Annotated in this window: 17 protein-coding genes and 1 pseudogene; 7 read left to right on the top strand and 11 right to left on the bottom strand. The window is 57.9% G+C overall.

Features of this window, described 5'->3' with window-relative positions; genetic code table 11:
* Nucleotide 1: 1 nt before the first annotated feature.
* The 4 genes from EDC52_RS15555 to EDC52_RS20110 are packed head-to-tail and all read right to left on the bottom strand — an operon-like array spanning nt 2 to nt 4394.
* Entirely contained in the window at nt 2-1066 is a 1065-nt protein-coding gene (locus EDC52_RS15555) for an ABC transporter substrate-binding protein (RefSeq protein ID WP_131866506.1), read from the bottom strand.
* A 16-nt stretch (nt 1067-1082) separates the two neighbouring features.
* Nucleotides 1083-2084 carry a dipeptidase gene (locus EDC52_RS15550; RefSeq protein ID WP_131866504.1) on the bottom strand — a complete coding sequence of 334 codons (1002 nt, stop codon included), beginning with the start codon at nt 2082-2084 and terminating at the stop codon, nt 1083-1085.
* Nucleotides 2081-2725, bottom strand: coding sequence for a 2-hydroxychromene-2-carboxylate isomerase (locus tag EDC52_RS15545; protein ID WP_230468068.1), 645 nt, complete (start codon nt 2723-2725; stop codon nt 2081-2083). The genes EDC52_RS15550 and EDC52_RS15545 overlap by 4 nt, the downstream gene beginning before the upstream one ends.
* A complete protein-coding gene (locus EDC52_RS20110) occupies nt 2718-4394 on the bottom strand; it encodes an NAD(P)-binding domain-containing protein (protein ID WP_230468067.1) in 1677 nt (558 codons plus the stop codon). Before EDC52_RS20110 ends, EDC52_RS15545 begins: the two co-directional genes overlap by 8 nt.
* Before the next feature lie 250 nt (nt 4395-4644).
* Between EDC52_RS20110 and EDC52_RS15535 the strand changes: the two genes are divergently transcribed.
* Complete coding sequence (locus EDC52_RS15535; protein WP_131866500.1) at nt 4645-5622, top strand: LysR family transcriptional regulator; 978 nt, start codon at nt 4645-4647, stop codon at nt 5620-5622.
* Between the two features lie 102 nt (nt 5623-5724).
* Here EDC52_RS15535 and EDC52_RS15530 read toward each other — a convergent pair whose 3' ends face one another.
* From EDC52_RS15530 to hemC, 7 genes and pseudogenes are all read right to left on the bottom strand, one after another.
* Nucleotides 5725-6492 (bottom strand): DUF3142 domain-containing protein, encoded by a 768-nt coding sequence (locus tag EDC52_RS15530; protein ID WP_131866498.1) that lies wholly within the window; start codon nt 6490-6492, stop codon nt 5725-5727.
* Nucleotides 6462-8675, bottom strand: coding sequence for a hypothetical protein (locus EDC52_RS15525; RefSeq protein ID WP_131866496.1), 2214 nt, complete (start codon nt 8673-8675; stop codon nt 6462-6464). Before EDC52_RS15525 ends, EDC52_RS15530 begins: the two co-directional genes overlap by 31 nt.
* Nucleotides 8676-8789: 114 nt before the next feature.
* On the bottom strand, nt 8790-9953 hold the full coding sequence (locus tag EDC52_RS15520) for an AAA family ATPase (RefSeq protein WP_131866494.1): 1164 nt from the start codon (nt 9951-9953) through the stop codon (nt 8790-8792).
* Between the two features lie 214 nt (nt 9954-10167).
* Entirely contained in the window at nt 10168-11406 is a 1239-nt protein-coding gene (gene hemY / locus EDC52_RS15515; RefSeq protein ID WP_131866492.1) for a protoheme IX biogenesis protein HemY, read from the bottom strand.
* Between the two features lie 3 nt (nt 11407-11409).
* Nucleotides 11410-12528 (bottom strand): annotated as a pseudogene (gene hemX / locus EDC52_RS15510) (uroporphyrinogen-III C-methyltransferase); the annotation flags it as partial.
* Between the two features lie 185 nt (nt 12529-12713).
* Nucleotides 12714-13454: a uroporphyrinogen-III synthase gene (hemD, locus tag EDC52_RS15505; RefSeq protein WP_131866490.1), complete on the bottom strand. Its 741-nt coding sequence runs from the start codon at nt 13452-13454 to the stop codon at nt 12714-12716.
* A complete protein-coding gene (gene hemC / locus EDC52_RS15500; RefSeq protein WP_131866488.1) occupies nt 13451-14392 on the bottom strand; it encodes a hydroxymethylbilane synthase in 942 nt (313 codons plus the stop codon). Before hemC ends, hemD begins: the two co-directional genes overlap by 4 nt.
* A gap of 296 nt (nt 14393-14688) precedes the next feature.
* Here hemC and EDC52_RS15495 point away from each other — a divergent pair, with 296 nt between their 5' ends.
* The 6 genes from EDC52_RS15495 to yigB all read left to right on the top strand — a co-directional run bounded on the left by EDC52_RS15495 (nt 14689) and on the right by yigB (nt 20828).
* Entirely contained in the window at nt 14689-17238 is a 2550-nt protein-coding gene (locus EDC52_RS15495) for a class I adenylate cyclase (protein ID WP_131866486.1), read from the top strand.
* A gap of 161 nt (nt 17239-17399) precedes the next feature.
* Nucleotides 17400-17609: an LPS translocon maturation chaperone LptM gene (lptM, locus tag EDC52_RS15490; RefSeq protein ID WP_131866484.1), complete on the top strand. Its 210-nt coding sequence runs from the start codon at nt 17400-17402 to the stop codon at nt 17607-17609.
* A gap of 69 nt (nt 17610-17678) precedes the next feature.
* Nucleotides 17679-18503, top strand: a complete 825-nt coding sequence (gene dapF, locus EDC52_RS15485) for a diaminopimelate epimerase (protein WP_131866482.1) — start codon at nt 17679-17681, stop codon at nt 18501-18503.
* Nucleotides 18500-19204, top strand: a complete 705-nt coding sequence (locus EDC52_RS15480) for a DUF484 domain-containing protein (protein WP_131866480.1) — start codon at nt 18500-18502, stop codon at nt 19202-19204. The genes dapF and EDC52_RS15480 overlap by 4 nt, the downstream gene beginning before the upstream one ends.
* A complete protein-coding gene (gene xerC / locus EDC52_RS15475; RefSeq protein WP_131866478.1) occupies nt 19201-20112 on the top strand; it encodes a tyrosine recombinase XerC in 912 nt (303 codons plus the stop codon). Before EDC52_RS15480 ends, xerC begins: the two co-directional genes overlap by 4 nt.
* Complete coding sequence (yigB, locus tag EDC52_RS15470) at nt 20112-20828, top strand: 5-amino-6-(5-phospho-D-ribitylamino)uracil phosphatase YigB (protein WP_131866476.1); 717 nt, start codon at nt 20112-20114, stop codon at nt 20826-20828. Before xerC ends, yigB begins: the two co-directional genes overlap by 1 nt.
* Nucleotides 20829-20856: the final 28 nt, after the last annotated feature.

The following is a 20856-nucleotide window of genomic DNA, read 5'->3' as shown; positions in this document are numbered from 1 at the left end:
ATCAATTGGCGGCGATAACATCGCGGCGTATACGCTGGATCCAGGCAGAATACTGGGTCGAAACCCACGGCCAGTCCAGGTTCATCTGTTTAGCCTGCGCCTGCGGGCTGCCATAAATACGCGCCGCCACCGCATCGGTCAGTTTCACGCTGGCATTGACCGGGGCATAAAAACTTTTCTCGGCAAACGCCCCCTGCGCCTCGCTGCTCAAGGCGTAGTTGATAAAGTCCTGCGCCGCTTCGCTATTTTTAGACCCCTTCACCAGGCTGATGGTATTGATTTGTCCGATACTGCCCTCTTCAGGCAGCGCAATACCGATTTTGCCTCCCTGCAGGTCGTGCAGGTACTGGGCACGGCCGTTCCAGCAGATAGCCAGATCCGCTTCACCGCTCTGGATAACCCCATAGCAGTCCGGTGCCGGTTCCCAGGTGGATACGTTGGGCGCTATTTGCTTAAGCGTCTCCATTGCCGGTTCGATATCTTTTTTATAATCAGCCTCATGCAATCTCGCCAGGATCGGAATTAGCGTCACGCCGCGGGTATCGGCCAGGGGAGCGGCGATTTTGCCCTTGTATTTAGCGTTGGTCAGGTCGTTCCAGCTGGTGGGAGGCTGCTTTACCGCGTCGGTGTTGTATAAAATCGCCAGGTTATCCTGCGAGAAGGCCACGCTACGGTCCTGGTCCAGCCGCGCCCAGTCGGGACTTTGGGCGAGATTGGGCACCTTTTCGGCGTCCAGCGGGGCGAACAACCCCTGCTTATTGGCGCGGATCGCCACCGACACATCAATCAGCGCCACATCCACTCGGGGAGCGCCGCGCTGCAGGGTCAACAGCGCCAGCGATTCGGCGGAGTTCTTACTGGGCTGATAATTAACGGTAATACCGGGGTGTTTAGCGACAAACGGATCGATAACGAATTTTTGGTAGTTATCGGCAAACACCCCTGAAAAACCGACTATGTTGACGGTGCCGGTTTCGGCCGCCAGCGCCGGAACGCCACTGCCGGCCAGCAGCCCGGCTAGAAGGCAGCCGATGAAGGGGCGGTGGCTAAGAATGCGGGTTGTCATTGTTGTCTCTCCAGGATCAGTGGCCGGCGGGTTGCCAGGCGGTTTCCATCACTCGTAGCCAGTTTCCGCCCAGCAATTTAGCAATCAAGCGGTGACTCCAGCCCCGGGCGATCATACGTTCGGTCAGATGAGGGAATTCGCGGATACGCGCGATGCCCTGCGGCTTGCTGATTTTTACCGAACCAAATTCGGTCAGCTTACGGGCGCTACCTTTATCGCGATTGGCCCACAGCAGCCAGGGACCTGGACGGGGGCGGTCCTGTGAAAAGTCGGTACCGATGCCCACATGATCTTCACCCACCAGTTCAATAACATAGCTCATGGCATCTAGGTAATCATCTACCGTGGCCTCGTTGCCGGCCTTCAGGCCGGGCGCGAACAGGCTGATGCCGATTAAACCGCCTTGACGGGCGCAGCCCAGCAGCAGTTCATCTGGTTTATTGCGCTTGACATCTTTAAGCGCACGGGGCAGCACATGGGAAATACATACCGGTGCGCGCGACAGGTTAATGACATCGGCGGCGGTGGTTTCACCGACGTGGCTTAAATCGCACAGCACGCCGACGCGGTTCATTTCTGCCAGTACTTCACGGCCGAATCCGGTCAGGCCGCTGTCGCGCTCTTCCAGATAGCCGGCGCCGGAGTAGTTCTGGGTGTTGTAGGTCAACTGCATCATGTTGACCCCCAAATCTTTGAAAATCTCCAGGTACTCCAGCTTGTCTTCCAGCGGCGAGGTATTTTGCCAGCCGATAATAATACCGGTGCGGTTTTCCCGTTTGGCGGCATGAATATCCGCTACGCTGCGCACCGGACGGATGAGATCGTCATTCTCGCGCAAAAAGCGCTTCCATTGCGCGACATAGCCGATGCCTTCGTGAAAATTTTCCCATAACAGCGAAGCGCAGTTGACGGCGGTAACGCCGCCAGCGCGCATTTCTTCGAAGATTGACCGGCTCCAGTCACAGGTTTGCAGGCCATCGATAACAATCGACTGCTGATGTAGCAGGTTGGCGTTCATGACTTTTCTCCAGAAGATTCAGCATAGGCAGAGCGCTGAGCGGCTAAAGCCCGGGCGACAAAATCAAGACGATCCTGTCCCCAGAACAGCTCATCATCCACCACATAGGTTGGGGTACCAAAAATGCCGCGCCGTTCGGCTTCGGCCAGATTGTCCTGCCATTCCCCGACCACTTCAGCCGCCGGTGGCTGGCGCATCAATTCGCTGCCGGCGCTGCCCAGCGTCAGGTGGGCCAGCTCTTGCAGCACTGCTACCGAAGCAATATCACGGTCTTCCGCCCACAGAGCCCGTTGAATGGCAAAAGAAAATGCCGGCGCGTCCAGTCCGGCGCGCTGAGCGGCAATAACCGCCTGCGCCGCAGGTTCAATGCTGCGACACGGGTAATAACGCGGCGTCAGATTAAGCGGGATAGCAAGAAATTCGCTCCAGCGGCTGAGTTCGACCCGGTGGTAATCCTGGCGCGCTTTGGGGCGGGTACGTAAGGGAATACCGCCGTTGGGCTCGATAATGCGGATCGGCCGCAAAACGACCGGCACGCCGGCCTGCCGGGCAATAGACAGCGCCCGGTTGCTGCCCAGATAGGCCCAGGGGGATGACATGCCATAGAAAATGTGCAGCGGACGTAAAGCGTTATCAGACACTAAAAAACTCCTGTTGCTGGTCGGCGTCACGCCATTCATCGCCGAGCAATTCCGGCGTATCGTAGGCGCGGAAGCGGTCCAGGTAGTATTGGCCGTCTTCAACAAATAATGAACGGGTAATGCCGCGCGCCAGCCGAAGGGCGCCTTCACTGATCGAAGGAATACCGCTGGTTATTTTGCCGTGGGACATCACCGCCGGATAAGCGAAGCAGTACAGATTGCTGATAACCGCATCCTGGGCTTCCCGTCCGGGGCGCGGCAGCAGTTCGAAGTGTTCGCCCAGGTATGGCGAATTCGCCAGACCGGAGTGCTGCTGTCCGGCCGGCGGCTGATAACTGTGCCGCCACAGGCGAATTCTATCCCGCAGCGGGGAGAACTCAGGCCGGGCGTCGAAATCCACTTTGAACCCGGTGGCAAAAATGATGAAATCCGCCAGCCAGCGACCTTTGGCGGTGGTAACCTCTATTGCACCTGCATGCGTGCTGACATCCGCGCGGGTACTGGCGTGAGTACGCGCTTTAGCATAGATATCAGCATCAGCATTGATATCAGCACCAGCATTGATATCAGCATCAGCATTGATATCAGCACCAGCATTGATATCAGCACCAGCATTGATATCAGCACCAGCATTAATATCAGCACCAGCATTGATATCAGCACCAGCATCAGCATCAGTGCAAGGGCGCAGGGACAGCAGTGGGCTGTTCAGATGGAAATATGCGCGGCTATGGGCCGATACCCGCAGTACGCTGTGTCGCGGCGGGGGGATCTGTGCCTGCTCGCCTTCGAACATTAGCGTCCATTTAAGCTCATCCGGCAGCCCAATGTAGCCCTGTACCATGCCCTGGCTACCGATGCCGGTGAATTTATCAATGCGCGGGATGCTCTCACGACGAATAAAAATATCCACTCGTGCAGCGCCTGCCTCCAGCGCTGCGGCGGCATTATCCATCGCCGACGCGCCGGCGCCGACGACCGCCACTCGTTTGCCCGCCAGCAACGGCATGGCAATATCATCCGCCCCGTGGGCCATCAGGCTTGCCGGCAGCCCTGCAGCCAGCGAAGGCAACTGCGGCGCGCCCAGTCCATCCAGGCCGGTGGCAATCACCACCCGCCGCGCGACTCGCCGTGCTTCGCCGACAGGCGAACGCCAATAAATGTCAATCAATCCATTGGCCTGCGGTTCAACCCGTGTCACCGTGGCGTCATTAATCACCGGCAGCGCCAGTACCTGGCGGTACCAAACCAGATACTCCATAAAGCGCTGGCGCGGAATCAACGGCATCGCAAACCAGGCCTGACGACCGTAGCAGGCCTCAAACCAGGCGCGGAAAGTCAGCGAAGGTATGCCGAGCGCCGGGCCGGCCGCTTCTTTACGGGTGCGCAGCGTTGCCATTCGAGCATAAGTCAGCCACGGACCTTCCCGGCCGGCCGGCGCCCGATCCAGGCAAAGTACATTGTCGATCCCCTGCAGCTTGAGCGCCGCCGCCGCCGTCAGGCCACACAGCCCTGCACCGATAATGGCCACATCCAGGATGGGCGGCTTAACCTGTTGGCGACTGACCCGCCAAGGTTTCGCCGGTAACTCCAGCAAATTCATTTCTTCAGCCAGACGCTGCTCAAGGGCAGCCAGCCCCGGGTTATGGTTTGGATCTCTGGCTGTCATGGGCTTTCCTCGTGATAATCCGGGCGACGGCTTGGGGTAGATGGCAGGATAATCCTACTATCCATAAATCACATTATGATCTAGTATTGATTCGTATTTATAATAATTAATCATGATTAGCTTATGCACAAAATGCAAGCGATGACTGTTGCACCAACACCGGGGTTTCTTGTTGCACCAGGCCTGGCGTTAGCTCAAATCTGTGCTAACGTTGGGCCGTTGACACTGCCAGAGGCACAGAAAAAGCATCATGAGCAAATTACCTGCCCTCAGTGATATGGACATTCGCCAACTGGAAGCATTTTCATCGGTTATCAAACACGGTGGCGTAACAGCGGCGGCCCGTGCCCTGAACCGATCCCAGCCCAGTGTGACTCGAATGATCCAGGAGCTGGAAATGGCAATCGGTTATTCGCTGTTCACCCGCAGCGGTCCGCGGATCCGCCCGACCAGTCAGGCGTTGCGCCTGCATGAATATGTCGAGCATGCATTGATAGCCTTGCATCAGATCAATCAGCGAGCCCTGGAAATCGGCCGGGAAGAGCAAAGCCCGCTGATTATCGCCTGTACTTCGGCCATGGCTTCAGGCCTGGTGCCCGCAGCGTTAAAACGGGTAAACACCGATCAGCCGGTCCATTTGCTAAATGATTCGGCTGAGCAGACCATGCATGCGGTGATAAATGGCGTCGCCGAGATAGGCATTTGCAGTCTGCCGCTGGAGCACAGCGGCGTAACGCTGCATGGGATCGGCAAGTCACGCTGCGTGCTGGTGGTCAACCAGGATGATCCGCTGGCGGCGGACAATCCAGTCAGTCTGGCGTCGTTGGCCGATCGGCCGCTTATCAGCCCCTATCATCCTTACCGGTTACGGCATCGGTTTGAGCGGTCGCTGAAAAACAGCCATCTCAACCTGAAGCATGCGGTAGAGACCAACTCGTCAGTCAATATTCTGTCCTGCGTGCGCGCCGGGCTGGGGGTTGCTATCGTTGAGCCGATCACCGCCTATGGCGTGCCGGTGGCCGGCGTGGCGGTGCGCGAGCTGGACATCGATATCCCTTATTATTTCGGTATCGTTACCCCGCAGGGCAAGCCGATCCGGCCGGCGGTGCTGTTGCTGATCGACGCCGTGCAGCAGGTCGCCGCCGCCATGCTGACCGAATTCAGCTGGCTCGGTCCCGAGCATCATAAGCAGGTCATGTCACAACTGCGGCACGAGGCTGAGAGGTAAGGTACGACGCTGAAAGGTGGAGAATAAGAGATCGGGTAAAGCCGTAGTCTGCGCTATTTGCCTCGCTGATATTAGCCTGCCTGGCTATACCGGTTAAATAGATTATAACGTTTGCCGGCGATGCGCCGGATTGACCAGGAACACCACCGCGCCGCGATACCAGCGGGAGGCTGCCAAGCGTTGCTCCCAGCGACGGTCCCAATGGCCCTGCTGCACCAGGCCGATACGAAACGGCACTCTGAGATGCAGCAGCGCCGGCAGGTAGGCGCCATAGCCCGGTACCGTTTGCCGGCCCTGATAAGTCTGCACCACCAATTCGTCGACCACCGCGTGCAGACGGTTTAGCGTATTGATATCGCCGGTTTTAGCCCAGTCCAGCAGACCGGTAATACTCAGCCCGCACTCCTTGGGCAACATCCGGCGCAATTGCTGTAAAAAGCGCACGTAATTGGCCAGTTGGTAGCTGTGGGCGTCAAAATCTATCTGGATACCGGTAGCCGGATTGCCCGCGTCAATCCATGATTGGCGCAGCCTGAACATCTGCTGGGCAGCGGCTGCCGGTGTATCGAGGCTACTGAACCTGAAAGACAGCCACAGTTGTCGCACCTTAAGCCGGCTGGGCGGCAGTCCCTGGCGCAGGAATACGGATTTGCCCTGACGCCGGGCAAACTCTCCCTGGTGCAGATAAAGGGTCTCGGCGCGATGAAGCACCTGTTGGGGGCGCACCGCCGCCCATAGCCAATAAGCCCGATAGCGGGATGCCTCGACCTGTTCGGCCTGTGTCTCAGAGAGCGTAACCGCCGCTGTCGCCGGCAAGGTCGACAGCAGCAGACAGACGATTACCAGTAGTAGTTGAGCTGTTTTGCCCACTGGCTGCCTTTATAGTCGGATTTCAGTTGCCTGAACCAGGCTTTGCGCTGGGCTTTGCTTATCTGCTGGGTGCCGCAATCATTATTGCCGCTGGGCGCATAGCAGTTAATGGCGCGATACAACGCATAACTGCGGTCTTCCGCCGGCGCTTTGGCATCATTAATCACTGCCATGTATCCATCCAGCCGACTCCAGGTTTTACCCTCAAAAGTGGTGGGGGCGCTGGCGAGCGCGCTCAGGGTATACAGCTCATCCCAGTCCTGGTAGACGTCATTGTCGGTACGCAGAAAGAACTCGCCCAGGCAGTTCATCGCCCTGGCGTCATTGGGGTTCGTTTGCAAGGTCTGCACCGTCGCCTCAAGCGCCGGGCATTGATAGCCGCTTTCGGTTGTGCTGCCGTCCCAGTTGAATACCGTCAGCGCATCGTCGTTGCTGTTATTGTCATCGTCGGTTTTGCTTTGTGCCGGAATAGAAGCCCGCAGCTCGGCGTCTTGCAGGAAGTCGCTGAACAGTCCGTGCGTCAGCTCTTTGGTCAGCAGCGTATGCAGGGCGATGGTCCGTTCTTCCGCGCTGGGGCCGGATTGACTCTGCTGGCGCAGCACCTGGGCATTGGCGGAGAATTTCAGCACGCTGGAACGAAAACGCAGATTGGTCACCGGGCTATCCTTGGCGAAGATTTTTTCCGGGTGCCCGCTGTAGGCCAGATTAAGCGCCAGGGCATACTGCAGGTATTGCTGCTGGGTATAGCTGGTTTTCAGCGTCAGCAAATGACGCCAGTGTTGTTCGGCATCGCTGAAGGCCTGCTGTTTTTCCATTGCCTGGCCGCGCAATACCTGCTGACTGAAGTCAATGACATTACTGAGATCTTTGCCTTTATAGGCCGTTACCGCTGACAATACGGCGGGATAGTCCTTGTCGATATAGAATTGCCTGGCCAGCTGCAGATAGGCTGAATAATCCTGCCGTCCGACCTGGTCGAACAGTGACAGCTGGTCGGCCACATCCTGACCGGACAGCGGTCCGAAAGCATTCCAGCCTTTGTCACTGCGCAAGCGTTTCAGATCCTGCACCAGCATCAGGGTAGCGTTGCCAACCAGAAACGCGGGGTTTTCCAGCAGCTTATTATCGACCTCATCAGCCAGGATCTGCAGTTGGTTGACATTGTCAATCGCGTTAAACGCCTGCTGGAAATTCAGGTCCAGGGCTGCGGCATCGCCCAGTATCCAGTTAACGCGGCGCACCAGGCCGGCGGCGGAAGAAGCATAGGCGCCTTTGGGGTACTGTTTGAGATAATCATTGATACGGGTTAAGGCAAGAGCGGCGGTGACGCGGTCGGCCTTGGCCATATCAAACATATTATATTCGTCCAGTGCATTGACCACCGATTTGTTGATCGCCAGACGGATCAGCATGTAGCTGGCGGTTTCGGCAACCCAGGGCTGGGATGAAGCTTTCAATGCCTCGAATCCCTGGCTGGCCCGGTCAAAATCACCATGGTAAAAGGCCGCCGCATTCAGCAGATAGTGTTTAAAATCCGCCGCCGGGCCATCATTGGGCAGGGACGACAGCATTTGGGATAACTGTTCGTGGTCATAGACACCAGACATCATCACCAGCCGAGTTTGGGCAAGCGTGGTCCGCTGTGGGGCAGACAAGGCGCTGTCATCGATCAGTTGCTGCAAAAACAGCGAGACTGAATCGGTATCATTGGATATCTGCCGGCCTTCGCGTTGACTCTGGGGCTGGCGCAGGGATTCGAGGATATCTGTCGGCAGGTTAAGCTGGCTGGCCAGCCGGTAAACCTCGGGGAGGGGGACCGCCCGGCGATCGGCATTGCCGTCGACGGCCAGCGCAGCATCCTCATCCTCTTCGGATGTACTGCCTGCCCCCCCTGGCTGATCGCTATCCAGCGCACTGAGGCCCATAACACGGTAAGCGGTAAACGGGTTGACCATTGAGCGCGATTCAACCGGAATCGGCTGTGGCACCGGCAGCGTCAGGTCTTTCTGGCTTGCCAGCAGCAGCAGTAGATTGACGCGGGTGTCATTAGCGGGCTGAAGGTATGGCAAGGCGGATACGCCGCATTCATCATCAGAAAATCCGCATAGCCCATCGGATGAGGCCTGGCTTGTCAGCGGTAAGGCCAGCACCCAGACGCTGGCTAACAGGATGGTCCATTTCATAGGGTAGTCTTGCTCCATTCGGCGGTTCTGCCTGTCAGCAAGGTACATCAAAACACCCTGAAATAGGAAATATTATCCTGCAATCCCGGCGGTGGATCCTGGGCGATGCAGGACCTAACGGGATGGCCATTGCCAGGGCGGCGAGGTGCTGTTGTCAATCAATGTCTCGCCCAGCTGTTTGTAAAGGGTAACCGGCGTGATGTCTGCCCCGCTGCCCAGTGCGGATACCAATGCGCTGGCATGGGATACAATAATGATCTGGCTTCGGTCGGATGCTTTACAGATAAGCCGGGCTAATGCCGGTAGCAGCTCAGGGTGCAGGCTGGTTTCAGGCTCATTCAAGATCATCAGCTCAGGTGGACGGGGAGAAAGCAGGGCCGCCGCCAGCAACAGGAATCGCAATGTGCCGTCTGACAGCTCAGCGCTTTTAAGCGGGCGCAGCAGCCCAGGCTGTTCCATTTGCAGCTCCAGGTAGCCCTGGTTTTCAATTACGCTGAGTCGGGCGCCGGGGAAGGCATCGTCGATAGCTTCATCTAGATCCTCACTGAAACCTATCTCCCGAATAGTCTGGATAGCGGCCGCCAGGGAAGCCCCGTCGCTGGCCAGCGACGGCGTCTGGGTGCCGATTTGCGGTTTACGGGCCGGAGCGTCTTTATCGGTACGCAGGTGATCGTAAAATCGCCAGTTGCGCATCCTTTCGCGCATCATCAGCAGTTCGGGCGCATTCTGCGGATCGATGCAGTGCGTCATCATGCTGTCAAACACCGCCAGGGAATGAAAAGGCTGCTGCCAGATGCCTGCACTGTCACGCACCTGGACCGCCGGTCCGCGGCGTTCGGCCAGCAGGCTGTGGCCGCTCAACCGTTCCCCATGCCAGACCGCCTCGGCTTTGATATGGGGATCCCGTGAAAACAGCGTCACTTCCTTTTCGATAATTGGCAGACCTAAATCGATGGCATAACCAAAGGTGTCGCTGGAAAAGCCGAGCTTCAGACTGATGGGCGCTCTACGCGATCCGGTACCCTGCACCGGGTACTGACCCTGTTTCACCGACCGGGCGAATGTTTCAGGCCCGGCCCACAGCGTGGACTGAAGTCCGCCATCGGCGGCAAGCGAGGGAATGATGCGGTTCTGGGCGATATCGGCCAGCAGGTTGAGGGCGCGATAAATGCTTGATTTGCCGGTACCGTTGGCGCCGGTAATCACCGTGACCTGGCCCAGTTCCATCACCAGATTGCGCAAGGAGCGATAGCCGGAAATAGCCAGTAATTTAATCACAACGGATCTCCCGGTGGTCACTTTTACGGGTCTGCCTGTTTACCGGTTACGTAACCGCCAAGGTAAACATCCCGCAGCCCCCTCAGGCAGCGGGCACAGTACAGGCTACACCGCAGCCCCCCAGGCAGCGGGCACAGTACAGGCTACACTGCAGCCCCTCAGGCAGCGGGCACAGTACAGGCTACACACCCTCGGGCAGCGGGCACAGTACAGGCTACATTTTATTCAGCGGGGCCGCCGGTGTCGGCGTCACCGAAGCGGCGGCAGCAGGGGGGGCAAGCGTCAGCATCAGGCCCTCCCGGCGCATCTCGGCGGATTCCTCGGGTTTATGCAGGCGGTCCAGCACGTCGGCCAGCCAGGCAAAGTCATGGGCATCGGGACGCTGTTTAAGCGCGGCGCGAAAATAGTCGCTGGCCGTCTGCCACTCGGCCCGTTTCATTAGCAATTGCCCCATGGTGCTGTTCGACAGCGGCGTGGCGCCATGTTGTTTTATCTGCTGCCGAAGCGCTTTTTCAAGCGTTTCAGGGTCGCCGCTCTTCAAGCGCGGCAATAACAGCAGCAGGGACTCATCCTGGTGATGCTTGAGGCTCTTGACCACAATCTTCTGAGCGGTGTCGTGGTCATTGCACAAGATAAGATGTTCAGCCAGCGCAACCTGCAGCCGCGCGTCATTACGTACCTTGCGGCTCTGGCCCTGCCACCAGCTATTAAGACCCTCGCTACCCTGGTTTTCCATGATCTGATCCATCAGGCCACTGTAGGCTATCCGTTCCAGTTCCTGGATCCGGCTTTCGTCATAGATCTGGGTTTTGCGCATTGCCGGCAGGATATCGAGCAGCGCCTGCCAGCCGTGAGTGCGGGTAAACGCCTGCTCGGCCAGCCGAAGCACTTCCGGATGACGCGGTGCCATTTCCAGCAGGCGGTCCACGCCATGGCGGGCGGCATGATCTTCATGGCGAGCCAGCTGGATACGCACCCGGGTGATATCCACCGGCAGCTGGTCATCTTCCGCCGCTTCCGCCGCATGCTCCAGATACTGGTTGCTGCGGATATCGTCGCCTCGCTGCTGGGCGGCTTCTGCCGCCAGCAGATAGTTAACCACCGGCTGATCCGCATGGCGGGCGTCGCGGGCCATCAATTTTTCGACCTGGCGATAGTCGCCTTCGGCCAGTTTCATCAGCGCCGCACGGGTGTGTTTGCGGGCGCGGTGATTTTTGCGGCCGTGAAACCAACGACGGGTGTGGCTGCCGGCCGTCATCAGGCGGCGCAGCAGCCATTCGATAATAAAAAGAATAACTACCGCCAGCACCAGAATAATCGCCAGGCCGGTGACGCTGGTTTCCACGTTATAGTTGTCGGTCTGGATCAGGACATAGCCTTGATGTCCGGCGACGATCGGGCCGATAACAATCCCGGCAATCAACAGGATGAACAGTGACAATACGCGTAGCATCGTTTATTCCCCCTGGTTGGCGGCGGCCGGCTGCGGTGGCTGCTGTGATGGTGACGGCTGTTGGGATGGCGTCACCGGCTCTGCCGGCTGCGGCTGCTGAGACAGCAGGTTGCGTACCCGGGTCTGCATCAGCTTTTCCAGCAGTGGCTGGCTGCGTAACTGGTCCGGCACATCCAGGCTGATGCTTTGCTGGCTAAGCTCATCGACATCGGCCAGGAAGGCGCGGGTCGTCGCATCATCAGGATCAAAATAGGCGCGTACCCAGGTGGAGATCGTTTCCAGCGACTGCTGGTAGACTTCATTCTGATGGCGGGGTACTGCCTGGGCGGCAACCAGCAGGCGGGAACGGATATTCTCGCGCAGATAGATATCCTGATTGGGCGCCAGCAGCGGTTCGGCATGGCTATCGCGGCGGCGAATGGTGATAAAATCATTCATGAAATTGTGCCAGCTTTTACTGAGGTTCTGACGCCATTCACGCACCGATGCGGACAGCTCGCTGCTGTCGCTGTCCATTGGCGAGTCATCGTTATTGCTGTCGGCCAGACGCAAGTTATCCACCTGGTTGGAGAGCAGGTTGACTTTAAGGATAATGCCGTCGAAATCAACCTGAGCCACTGATGACAAGTCGCCGACATCCTCGGTGATGGCGCGGCGGACATTCATCAGGCTGGGATCGTTCATGTCGGCCAGACTGGCGTCAGCGCTTTTCAGCAATGCGGCGGCGGTGACGATATCCTGATCGCTCCATAATTTGCGGCCGGCCATTTTGACCAGGAAGTCAGCCTGGGCGAGCAGCCAGGTTTTGGCGTCGGTTCCAGAAATGGTGGCGACTTTGTCCTGCAGTTCACTCAACTGGCGTTGCTGGGCGTCCTGCTGTCGGCGAGCGCTGTCCAGCGCTTTTCCCTGCTCATCGAACGAGCTACTGGACTGCTGCTGCTGCTGCTGCAAAGATTGATTAAGTGAATCAAGACTTGCCTGCAGCTCGCTGTTGGCGACGGCCTGCTGTTTGACCTGGCGGCCCAGGCTCAAATAAAGCCAGCCCGCCAGTAAAATGGCGAGAATAATGGCGGCTACGGCGAGGATAAGACTGACGGATGTTTTATCGGCCGATTTCGCCGCTGCGGCACTCCCGGAGGCGCCACTACCACCGGAATGACCGACCGGCTTTTCCAGGCTGGGTTTCACTGTCGTCGATCCGTTGCCGGCAGCGGCGGCCGGGGGAGTCTGATTTTTGCTGGACGCGTCTTCCGGCGGAGTCGTTGGAGGTATGTGTTCCGTCATGTTGATCTATCCCGTCATTGAAATTAGAGCAGTACGCGCATAAGCGCATCATTGTCTGCCGCGTTAGCTACGACGATATCCGTCCAGCCTAATTGGCGCCCAAGCATCGCCAGCCGTTCACTTATTACCACCAGCCGACAACCCAGCAGCCATGAAGTCCGAAAGTATTCAGGAATTAAAGTATAGAATTGCTGCAGCATTTCGCCGCTGGTAATGACAATCGTATTAACACCTAATTGAATGAACCGGCGACTTTGTTCATCACCTTCATAAAAAACCGGCCTGCGCTGATAGCATTCACAATAGCAGACACTTACCTGTCTTTGCTGCAATGTTTGTTTTAAAACTTCCCGGCCGCCGTTGCCGCGCAGGATCAGCGCACGCCTGCCGGCGACAGCGCTGAGCGAGGGCAGCAGCAGCACATCCTCGCTGGTCTGGCCTTCGGCGGGCCACTCGACCGGCCGTCCGCTGACCTGATGCATCAGCAGTCCGCTGGTGCGGCCAACCGCGTAATAACGCAGAGAAGCGGGCCAGTGGCCGCCATGGCGGTTCAGCCAGGCATCGGCGTAACTGATTGCGTGACGCGAGACCAGGAACACCATATCGCCGGGCCGGCAGGCTGCCAGTCGGGCCGGCAGCTCTGCCAGCTCGCGTCCGGGAGCGACATCAATCAGCGGCAGATGCCAGGCCGACCGGCCCATCGCCCGCAAGCGGCCGACCAGCTGTTCGCCGGCCGGAGAGGGGCGGGTCACCAGGATACTCATTGCTCTGGACTGTTCCGATACACGTCATCAAGAATCTGGCGCGCGCCTTGGTCCAGCAATCTGTCGGCCAGGGCCACACCGAGCGCTTCGGCGTCGGCCAGCGGGGCGCGCTGTTCGGCCCGGATAACCCGGCTGCCGTCCGGCGCGCCGACCAGTGCGCGTAGCCAGAGGTGATCGCCGATGATTTCAGCATAGCTGCCGATCGGCACCTGGCAACCGCCTTCAAGCCGGGCGTTCATCGCCCGTTCCGAGCGTACCCTTAATGCCGTCTCAGTATGATTCAGTGGGGCCAGCAGTTGACGGATACGCAGGTCATCCAGCCGGCATTCAATGCCGACCGCCCCCTGTCCGACTGCCGGTAAGGAATCGGTGGGATCCAGCGCCAGGCGGATGCGGTCGTCCAGCCCCAGGCGCGTCAGTCCTGCCACTGCCAGGATCACCGCATCGTATTCGCCGTTGTCCAGTTTCCCGAGACGGGTCCCCACATTGCCGCGCAGGTCGCGTACCACCAAATCCGGCCGGCGCTCACGCAACTGGCACTGGCGACGCAGGCTCGACGTGCCGACGATACTGCCGGCCGGCATTTCATCAGGATGGGTATAAAGGTTACTGACAAATGCATCACGCGGATCCTCGCGCTCACAGATGGTCACCAGACCCAATCCCTCAGGGAAATCGACCGGCACATCCTTCATGGAATGCACCGCGATATCGGCGCGATTATCCTGAATGGCCCGTTCAAGCTCTTTGACGAAGAGCCCTTTTCCGCCCACTTTTGCCAGCGGCGTATCCAGTAAAACATCGCCCTTGGTGATTAGCGGCACCAGTACCACCTGCAGCCCAGGATGATGGCGCTTCAGATGGCGCTGCACATAATGCGCTTGCCAAAGGGCCAGCGGGCTTTGCCGGGTGGCGATTCTTACCAGGTTGTCTTGCATGCGTAATTACCGTTATGGCGAATTCTTTGACTATCCTACCACTGATAGTAAACCACTGTCAGGTGATGCTAAAAAGGGAGCGGTAGCCAGCGGAAAATGGGGGGGATTGGGAATCGAAGGCGACAATAAGGGAAAGTGCTATACTCAGCAGGTAGCTTAACTTTCTTTACGGTCAAACAGCAAGGTGTTAAATTGATCACGTTTCCAGCAATCGGCGGCCAATCATTTTTTAATTCTTCACATTGGCTGAGCAGGGAAATGGGCTTTCAGGCACCGGGACAATCAGGCGAGACGTCTTGTACTTCTATATCGAGACATTGAAACAGAGACTGGATGCGATCAATCAACTGCGTGTTGATCGGGCATTGGCGGCGATGGGACCGGAGTTCCAACACGTTTACAGTCTGCTGCCGACTCTATTACATTATCACCACCCTATGCTTCCGGGTTACCTCGATGGTAACGTTCCCAGCGGCATCTGTTTTTACGTCCCTGACGAACAGCAAACCGCCTGGCTGGCCGAACTCCACCAGCAATCGGGTGCCGTTGTCGCGTCGCCGGCCAGCGGCGAGCAGCCGATCACCGGCCTTTACTCGATGGGCAGCACCTCCTCTATTGGGCAGAATGCCAATTCCGACCTTGACCTGTGGGTCTGTCACCAGTCATGGCTCGATAATGAAGAGCGCGCTCAATTGCAGCGTAAATGCTCGCTGTTGGAAAAATGGGCGGCCGCGCAGGGTGTTGAGGTCAACTTTTTCCTGATCGATGAAAATCGCTTCCGTCATAACGAAAGCGGCAGTCTGGGCGATGAAGACTGCGGCTCTACCCAGCATATTCTACTGCTGGACGAATTCTACCGCACCGCGGTACGCATGGCCGGCAAGCGCATCCTGTGGAACATGGTGCCGCTTGATGAAGAAGAGCACTATGACGAATTCGTGATGTCGCTGTACGCCCGCGGCGCGCTGACGCCGAATGAATGGCTTGATCTTGGCGGCCTCGGCACGCTGTCGGCCGAAGAGTATTTCGGCGCCAGCCTGTGGCAGCTGTATAAAAGCATCGATTCGCCTTATAAGGCGGTGCTCAAAACGCTGCTGCTGGAAGCCTATTCGTGGGAATACCCCAATACCCAACTACTGGCGATGAATATCAAGCAGCGGCTGCATAACGGCGAAATCGTCTCTTATGGGCTTGACCCCTATTGCATGATGCTGGAACGGGTAACCGACTATCTGACCCAGATTAACGACGCTACCCGGCTGGATCTGGTTCGCCGCTGTTTTTATCTCAAAGTGTGCGAGAAGCTGTCCCAGGCTTCAGTCGGGGTGATGTGGCGGCGTGAAATACTGAATCAGCAGGTTAAGGAGTGGGGCTGGGATGCAGATCGTCTCAGTATGCTCGACGACCGCGCCAACTGGAAAATCGGCCAGGTCCGCGATGCCCACAACGAATTGCTCGATGCCATGATGCAGAGCTATCGGAACCTTATCCGCTTTGCCCGCCGCAATAATCTGAGCGTCAGCGCCAGTCCTCAGGATATCGGCGTGCTGACACGGAAGCTGTACGCGGCGTTCGAAGCGCTGCCGGGCAAAGTGACGCTGATTAATCCGCAGATTTCCCCCGATTTGTCCGAACAGAACCTGACGTTCATCCATGTCCCTCAGGGGCGGGCCAATCGGACCGGCTGGTATCTGTATAATCAGTCGCCGTCGATGGAATCAATCATCAGCCACCAGCCGCTGGAATATAACCGCTACCTGAACAAGCTGGTGGCCTGGGCCTGGTTTAACGGTCTGCTGACCGAGAAGACCCAGTTGCATATCAAAGGCAGCGACAGCTGCGATATCGCCAAGCTGCGCGAGCTTATCAGTGATGTATCGCGACATTTCCCGCTGCGGGTGCCGGCGCCGACGCCCAAAGCGCTGTACAGCCCTTGCGAAATCCGCCATCTGGCCATTATTGTCAATCTTGAGCATGACCCGACGGCGGCTTTCCGTAACCAGGTGGTGCATTTTGATTTCCGCAAGCTGGATGTGTTCAGCTTCGGTCAGCAGCAGCAATGCCTGGTCGGCAGTATCGACCTGCTGTACCGCAACTCGTGGAACGAAGTGCGCACCCTGCATTTCAGCGGCGAGCAGGCGGTGCTGGAAGCGTTGAAAACCATCCTGGGTAAAATGCATCAGGATGCTTCTCCGCCGGATACGGTGGAGGTATTCTGTTACAGCCAGCATCTGCGTGGCCTGATTCGTACCCGGGTGCAGCAACTGGTTTCTGAATGTATTGAATTGCGGCTGTCCAGTACCCGTCAGGATCCCGCCCGCTTTAAAGCGGTGCGTGTGGCTGGCCAGACCTGGGGACTGTTTTTTGAACGCCTCAGTGTTTCGGTGCAGAAGCTGGAAAACGCCATCGAGTTTTATGGCGCCATTTCCCATAACAAGCTCCATGGTTTGTCCATTAAAATGGAAACAGAGCAGGTCAGCCTGCCGCCGGTGGTGGATGGTTTTGCCAGCGAAGGGATCATCCAGTTCTTCTTCGAGGACAGCACCGAGGATCAGGGTTTCACCATTTATATTCTCGATGAAACCAACCGGGTTGAAGCCTATCATCACTGTGAGGGCAGCCGGGAAGAACTGGTGCGCGACGTAAGCCGGTTCTACTCCTCTTCCCATGACCGCTTTACCTACGGCTCCAGTTTCATCAATTTCAATTTGCCGCAGTTCTATCAGATCGTACAGCTGGATGGACGTACTCAGGTGGTGCCGTTCCGTAACAGTGTATTGTCGCATCTGTGTGCTACCGCCTATGATAAAGGCGTATCGCAGCCGCAACAGGCGCGCATCAACTGATTTGCGGCGCGTCTGCATCCGCCGGGGGGGGCAGGACCCCGCCGCTTTCCGCCAGCGGCTTTCATCTCATCAGATTGGGTTGATTGTCGATTCCAGTTGCTTTTCATGATCCAACTGCGATGATAGAGCCCTGAGAATGAGCAATGACAGGCTATTGACCCATGAAAATCCCATTGCGCCGCATTACGCTGGCGATGCTGTTACTAGGACTGTACGGCTGCGGCCTGAAAGGACCGCTCTATTTTCCACCGGAAGAAAAAGCGGCAGACAAACCCCAACTGACGACGTCTGAAACGGCCACCCAGACGCCGGTACAGTCCGCTGAACCCGGCAGCGGCAATCGCCGCACCACCGGTACCGTACAGCCGTAATCGCGATATTATCGCAACTGGCCGGGCGAAGCGCTATGCTGCCCGCGCGGCCACTCAGCGGAGTGAGATATGCAGTTCTCCAAAATGCACGGTCTGGGAAACGACTTCATGGTCGTCGACGCCGTGACGCAAAATGTCTACTTCTCGCCGGAGATGATAAGGCGCCTGTCCGATCGTCATTGCGGCATCGGCTTCGATCAGTTGCTGGTGGTTGAACCCCCTTACGATCCTGAACTGGATTTCCACTATCGTATCTTCAATGCCGACGGCAGCGAGGTTGCCCAATGTGGCAATGGCGCCCGCTGTTTTGCGCGTTTCGTCAGAATGAAAAACCTGACCAACAAACGTGAGATTCACGTCAGTACCCAGACCGGCCGCATGGTGCTCAGCATTACCGATGATGAGCTGGTACGGGTGAATATGGGCGTACCGGAATTCGAGCCGCAGCTGGTGCCCTTTCGAGCCACCAAGGCAGAAAAAACCTACATCATGCGCGTGGCGGAAAAAACCGTGCTCTGCGGCGTGGTGTCGATGGGCAATCCCCATTGCGTGATCCAGGTTGAGGATGTCGCCATTGCACCGGTCGAATCGCTCGGACCCCTGATGGAGAATCATGATCGCTTCCCGGACCGGGCCAATATCGGCTTCATGCAGGTGGTCAGCCGCGAACACATCCGCCTGCGGGTATATGAACGCGGCGCTGGTGAAACCCAGGCCTGCGGCAGCGGCGCCTGTGCGGCGGTCGCGATAGGAATACAGCAGGCGTTGCTGGCTGAACAGGTGTTGGTCGACCTGCCCGGCGGCCGGCTGGAAATCAGTTGGAAAGGGCCGGGGCATGCGCTCTATATGACCGGTCCGGCCACCCATGTTTACGACGGATTTATTCATCTATGAAACAGGTCCCAGAGCAGTCGCAAGCAGCAGCCTTGCTGGACGATGAAACGGTCGCGCGGTTTTTGCTGGATAACCCGGATTTTTTTATTCGCAACGCCCGCCAGGTCGAGCAAATGAGAGTTCCTCATCCGGTACAGGGCGCGGTATCCCTGGTGGAATGGCAACTCGGACGCCAGCGTAGCCATATTCGTCAGCTTGAGGAAGATATTACCCAACTGATGGCACAGGCCAGCATCAATGAGCCGCTGTTTTACCGGTTGCTGCGCCTGCAATCGGACCTGGCGGCGGCCCGCAGCCTGAGAGCGCTGCTGGACAGCCTGCAGTCATGGGCCCGCGGCCTCGGCCTGGCCGGCGCCGATGTGCGACTGTTTACCGATAAATGGCGCCTGGGCGCGCCCTCTGATTTTTATCATCTGGGGCTGTCACGCAGCCAGTTTGAACCGCTGCGCATCCAGCGACTGGGGCAGCAAAACCATTATCTGGGCAAACTCAATGGGCCTGAACTGCTGCAATTGCTGCCGCAGGCCAGACAGGTGGGATCAGTGGCGCTATCGATGCTGGGCGATCACGGCGATCTGGGCGTGCTGATTTTCAGCAGCCGCGACAGCCAGCACTATCAGGATGGCCAGGGAACCGTGCTGTTGCAACAACTCGCTATCCTGCTGCCCGGCCTGCTTGAGCGCTGGGTGAGTCGGGCATGACCAGCGGGGCATCGCCGCTGCAGGCACCGGTCGAAGCCTTTCTGCGCCATCTGCGCGTGGAACGACAGCTCAGTCCGTTAACCCTCGGCAGCTATGCCCATCAGCTGGAAGTGCTGGTCAGCATCGCCGATGAACTGGGCGTCACCGACTGGAGCCAGCTCGATACCGCCCACGTCCGCACTCTGTCCGCACGCAGCAAACGCCAGGGGTTAAAGACCGCCAGCCTGGCCCAGCGTCTGTCGGCGCTACGCAGTTTCCTTAACTGGATGGTGGAAAGCGGTGAGTTGAAAGCCAATCCCGCCAAGGGCGTCGCCGCCCCGCGCAGCGGCCGGCATCTGCCCAAAAACATGGATGTGGACGAAGTCGATCGGCTGCTGGATATTGATATCGATGATCCGCTGGCGGTACGCGATCGGGCGATGCTTGAACTGATGTACGGTGCCGGACTGCGCCTGGCCGAACTGGTCAATCTGGATTGCAACCACCTGGAGATCGGCGAAGGAGAAGTGCGGGTTATCGGTAAGGGCAATAAAGAGCGCAAGCTGCCGATAGGCGGGGGCGCGGTCACCTGGCTGGGCAAATGGCTGTCGTTACGGCCGGCGTTCGCCCCGCAGGATAATGCCCTGTTTGTCGCCAAAACCGGTCAACGCATTTCAATGCGCAATGTGCAGAAACGTTTCGCCCAGTGGGGAGTACAGCAGGGCATTAGCAGTCATGTTCATCCCCACAAACTGCGTCATTCTTTCGCGACCCATATGCTGGAGTCCAGCGGCGATCTGCGCGCGGTACAGGAATTGCTCGGTCACGCCAACCTCTCTACCACTCAGATCTATACCCATCTTGATTTCCAGCATCTGGCCTTGGTGTACGATGCTGCTCATCCACGATCAAAACGGGGAAAATCCTGATGCATTTTTACCGCCCTTTGCGATCGCTTCGTGCGTTAACCTTCGATTTGGATGATACCTTGTATGATAATCGTCCGGTCATTGCCCGTACCGAGCAACAATCGGTACTTTTTCTGCAGCAGTACCACCCGGCGCTGGCCGCTATCAGCAAAGAGGATTTGCACCGCGCCCGGGCCGAGCTTCGCCTGCAGCAGCCCGATATTTATCATGATGTTACCCGCTGGCGCCATTGTTCTCTCGAGCGGCTGCTGAACAGCTACGGTCTGGATGGGCAGGCGGCCCGCCAGGGGGCCGATAAGGCCATGGCCGACTTTGCCCGTTGGCGCAGCGATATCAGCGTACCTGCCGAGACCCATCAGACGCTGAAAGCGCTGGCCTCCCGCTGGCCGCTGGTGGCCATTACCAATGGCAATGCCGATCCGGCGGCCTGCGGCCTGGGCGACTATTTCAGCTTTGTGCTGCGTGCCGGTCCTGATGGTCGGGCCAAGCCGTTCCACGACCTTTACCACCTGGCGGCCCAGCGGCTTGGACTGCCGCTAAGCGATATTCTCCACGTGGGCGATGATCTGGACGCCGACGTCACCGGTGCCATTCGCTGCGGCATGCAGGCCTGTTGGATCAACGACCGGCAGGGTAATCTGCGGTTGGCCCGGGACGCACGCCTATTGCCGCATATTGAGATTTCCAGGTTGGCATCTCTGTCAGGCTTGTTATAATCTAAATATCTGTATATATCACCAGTGG

It is taken from the genome of Biostraticola tofi, assembly GCF_004343195.1.
Classification (GTDB): Bacteria; Pseudomonadota; Gammaproteobacteria; order Enterobacterales; family Enterobacteriaceae; genus Biostraticola; species Biostraticola tofi.
This window is presented reverse-complemented; position numbering and strand designations above follow the sequence as displayed.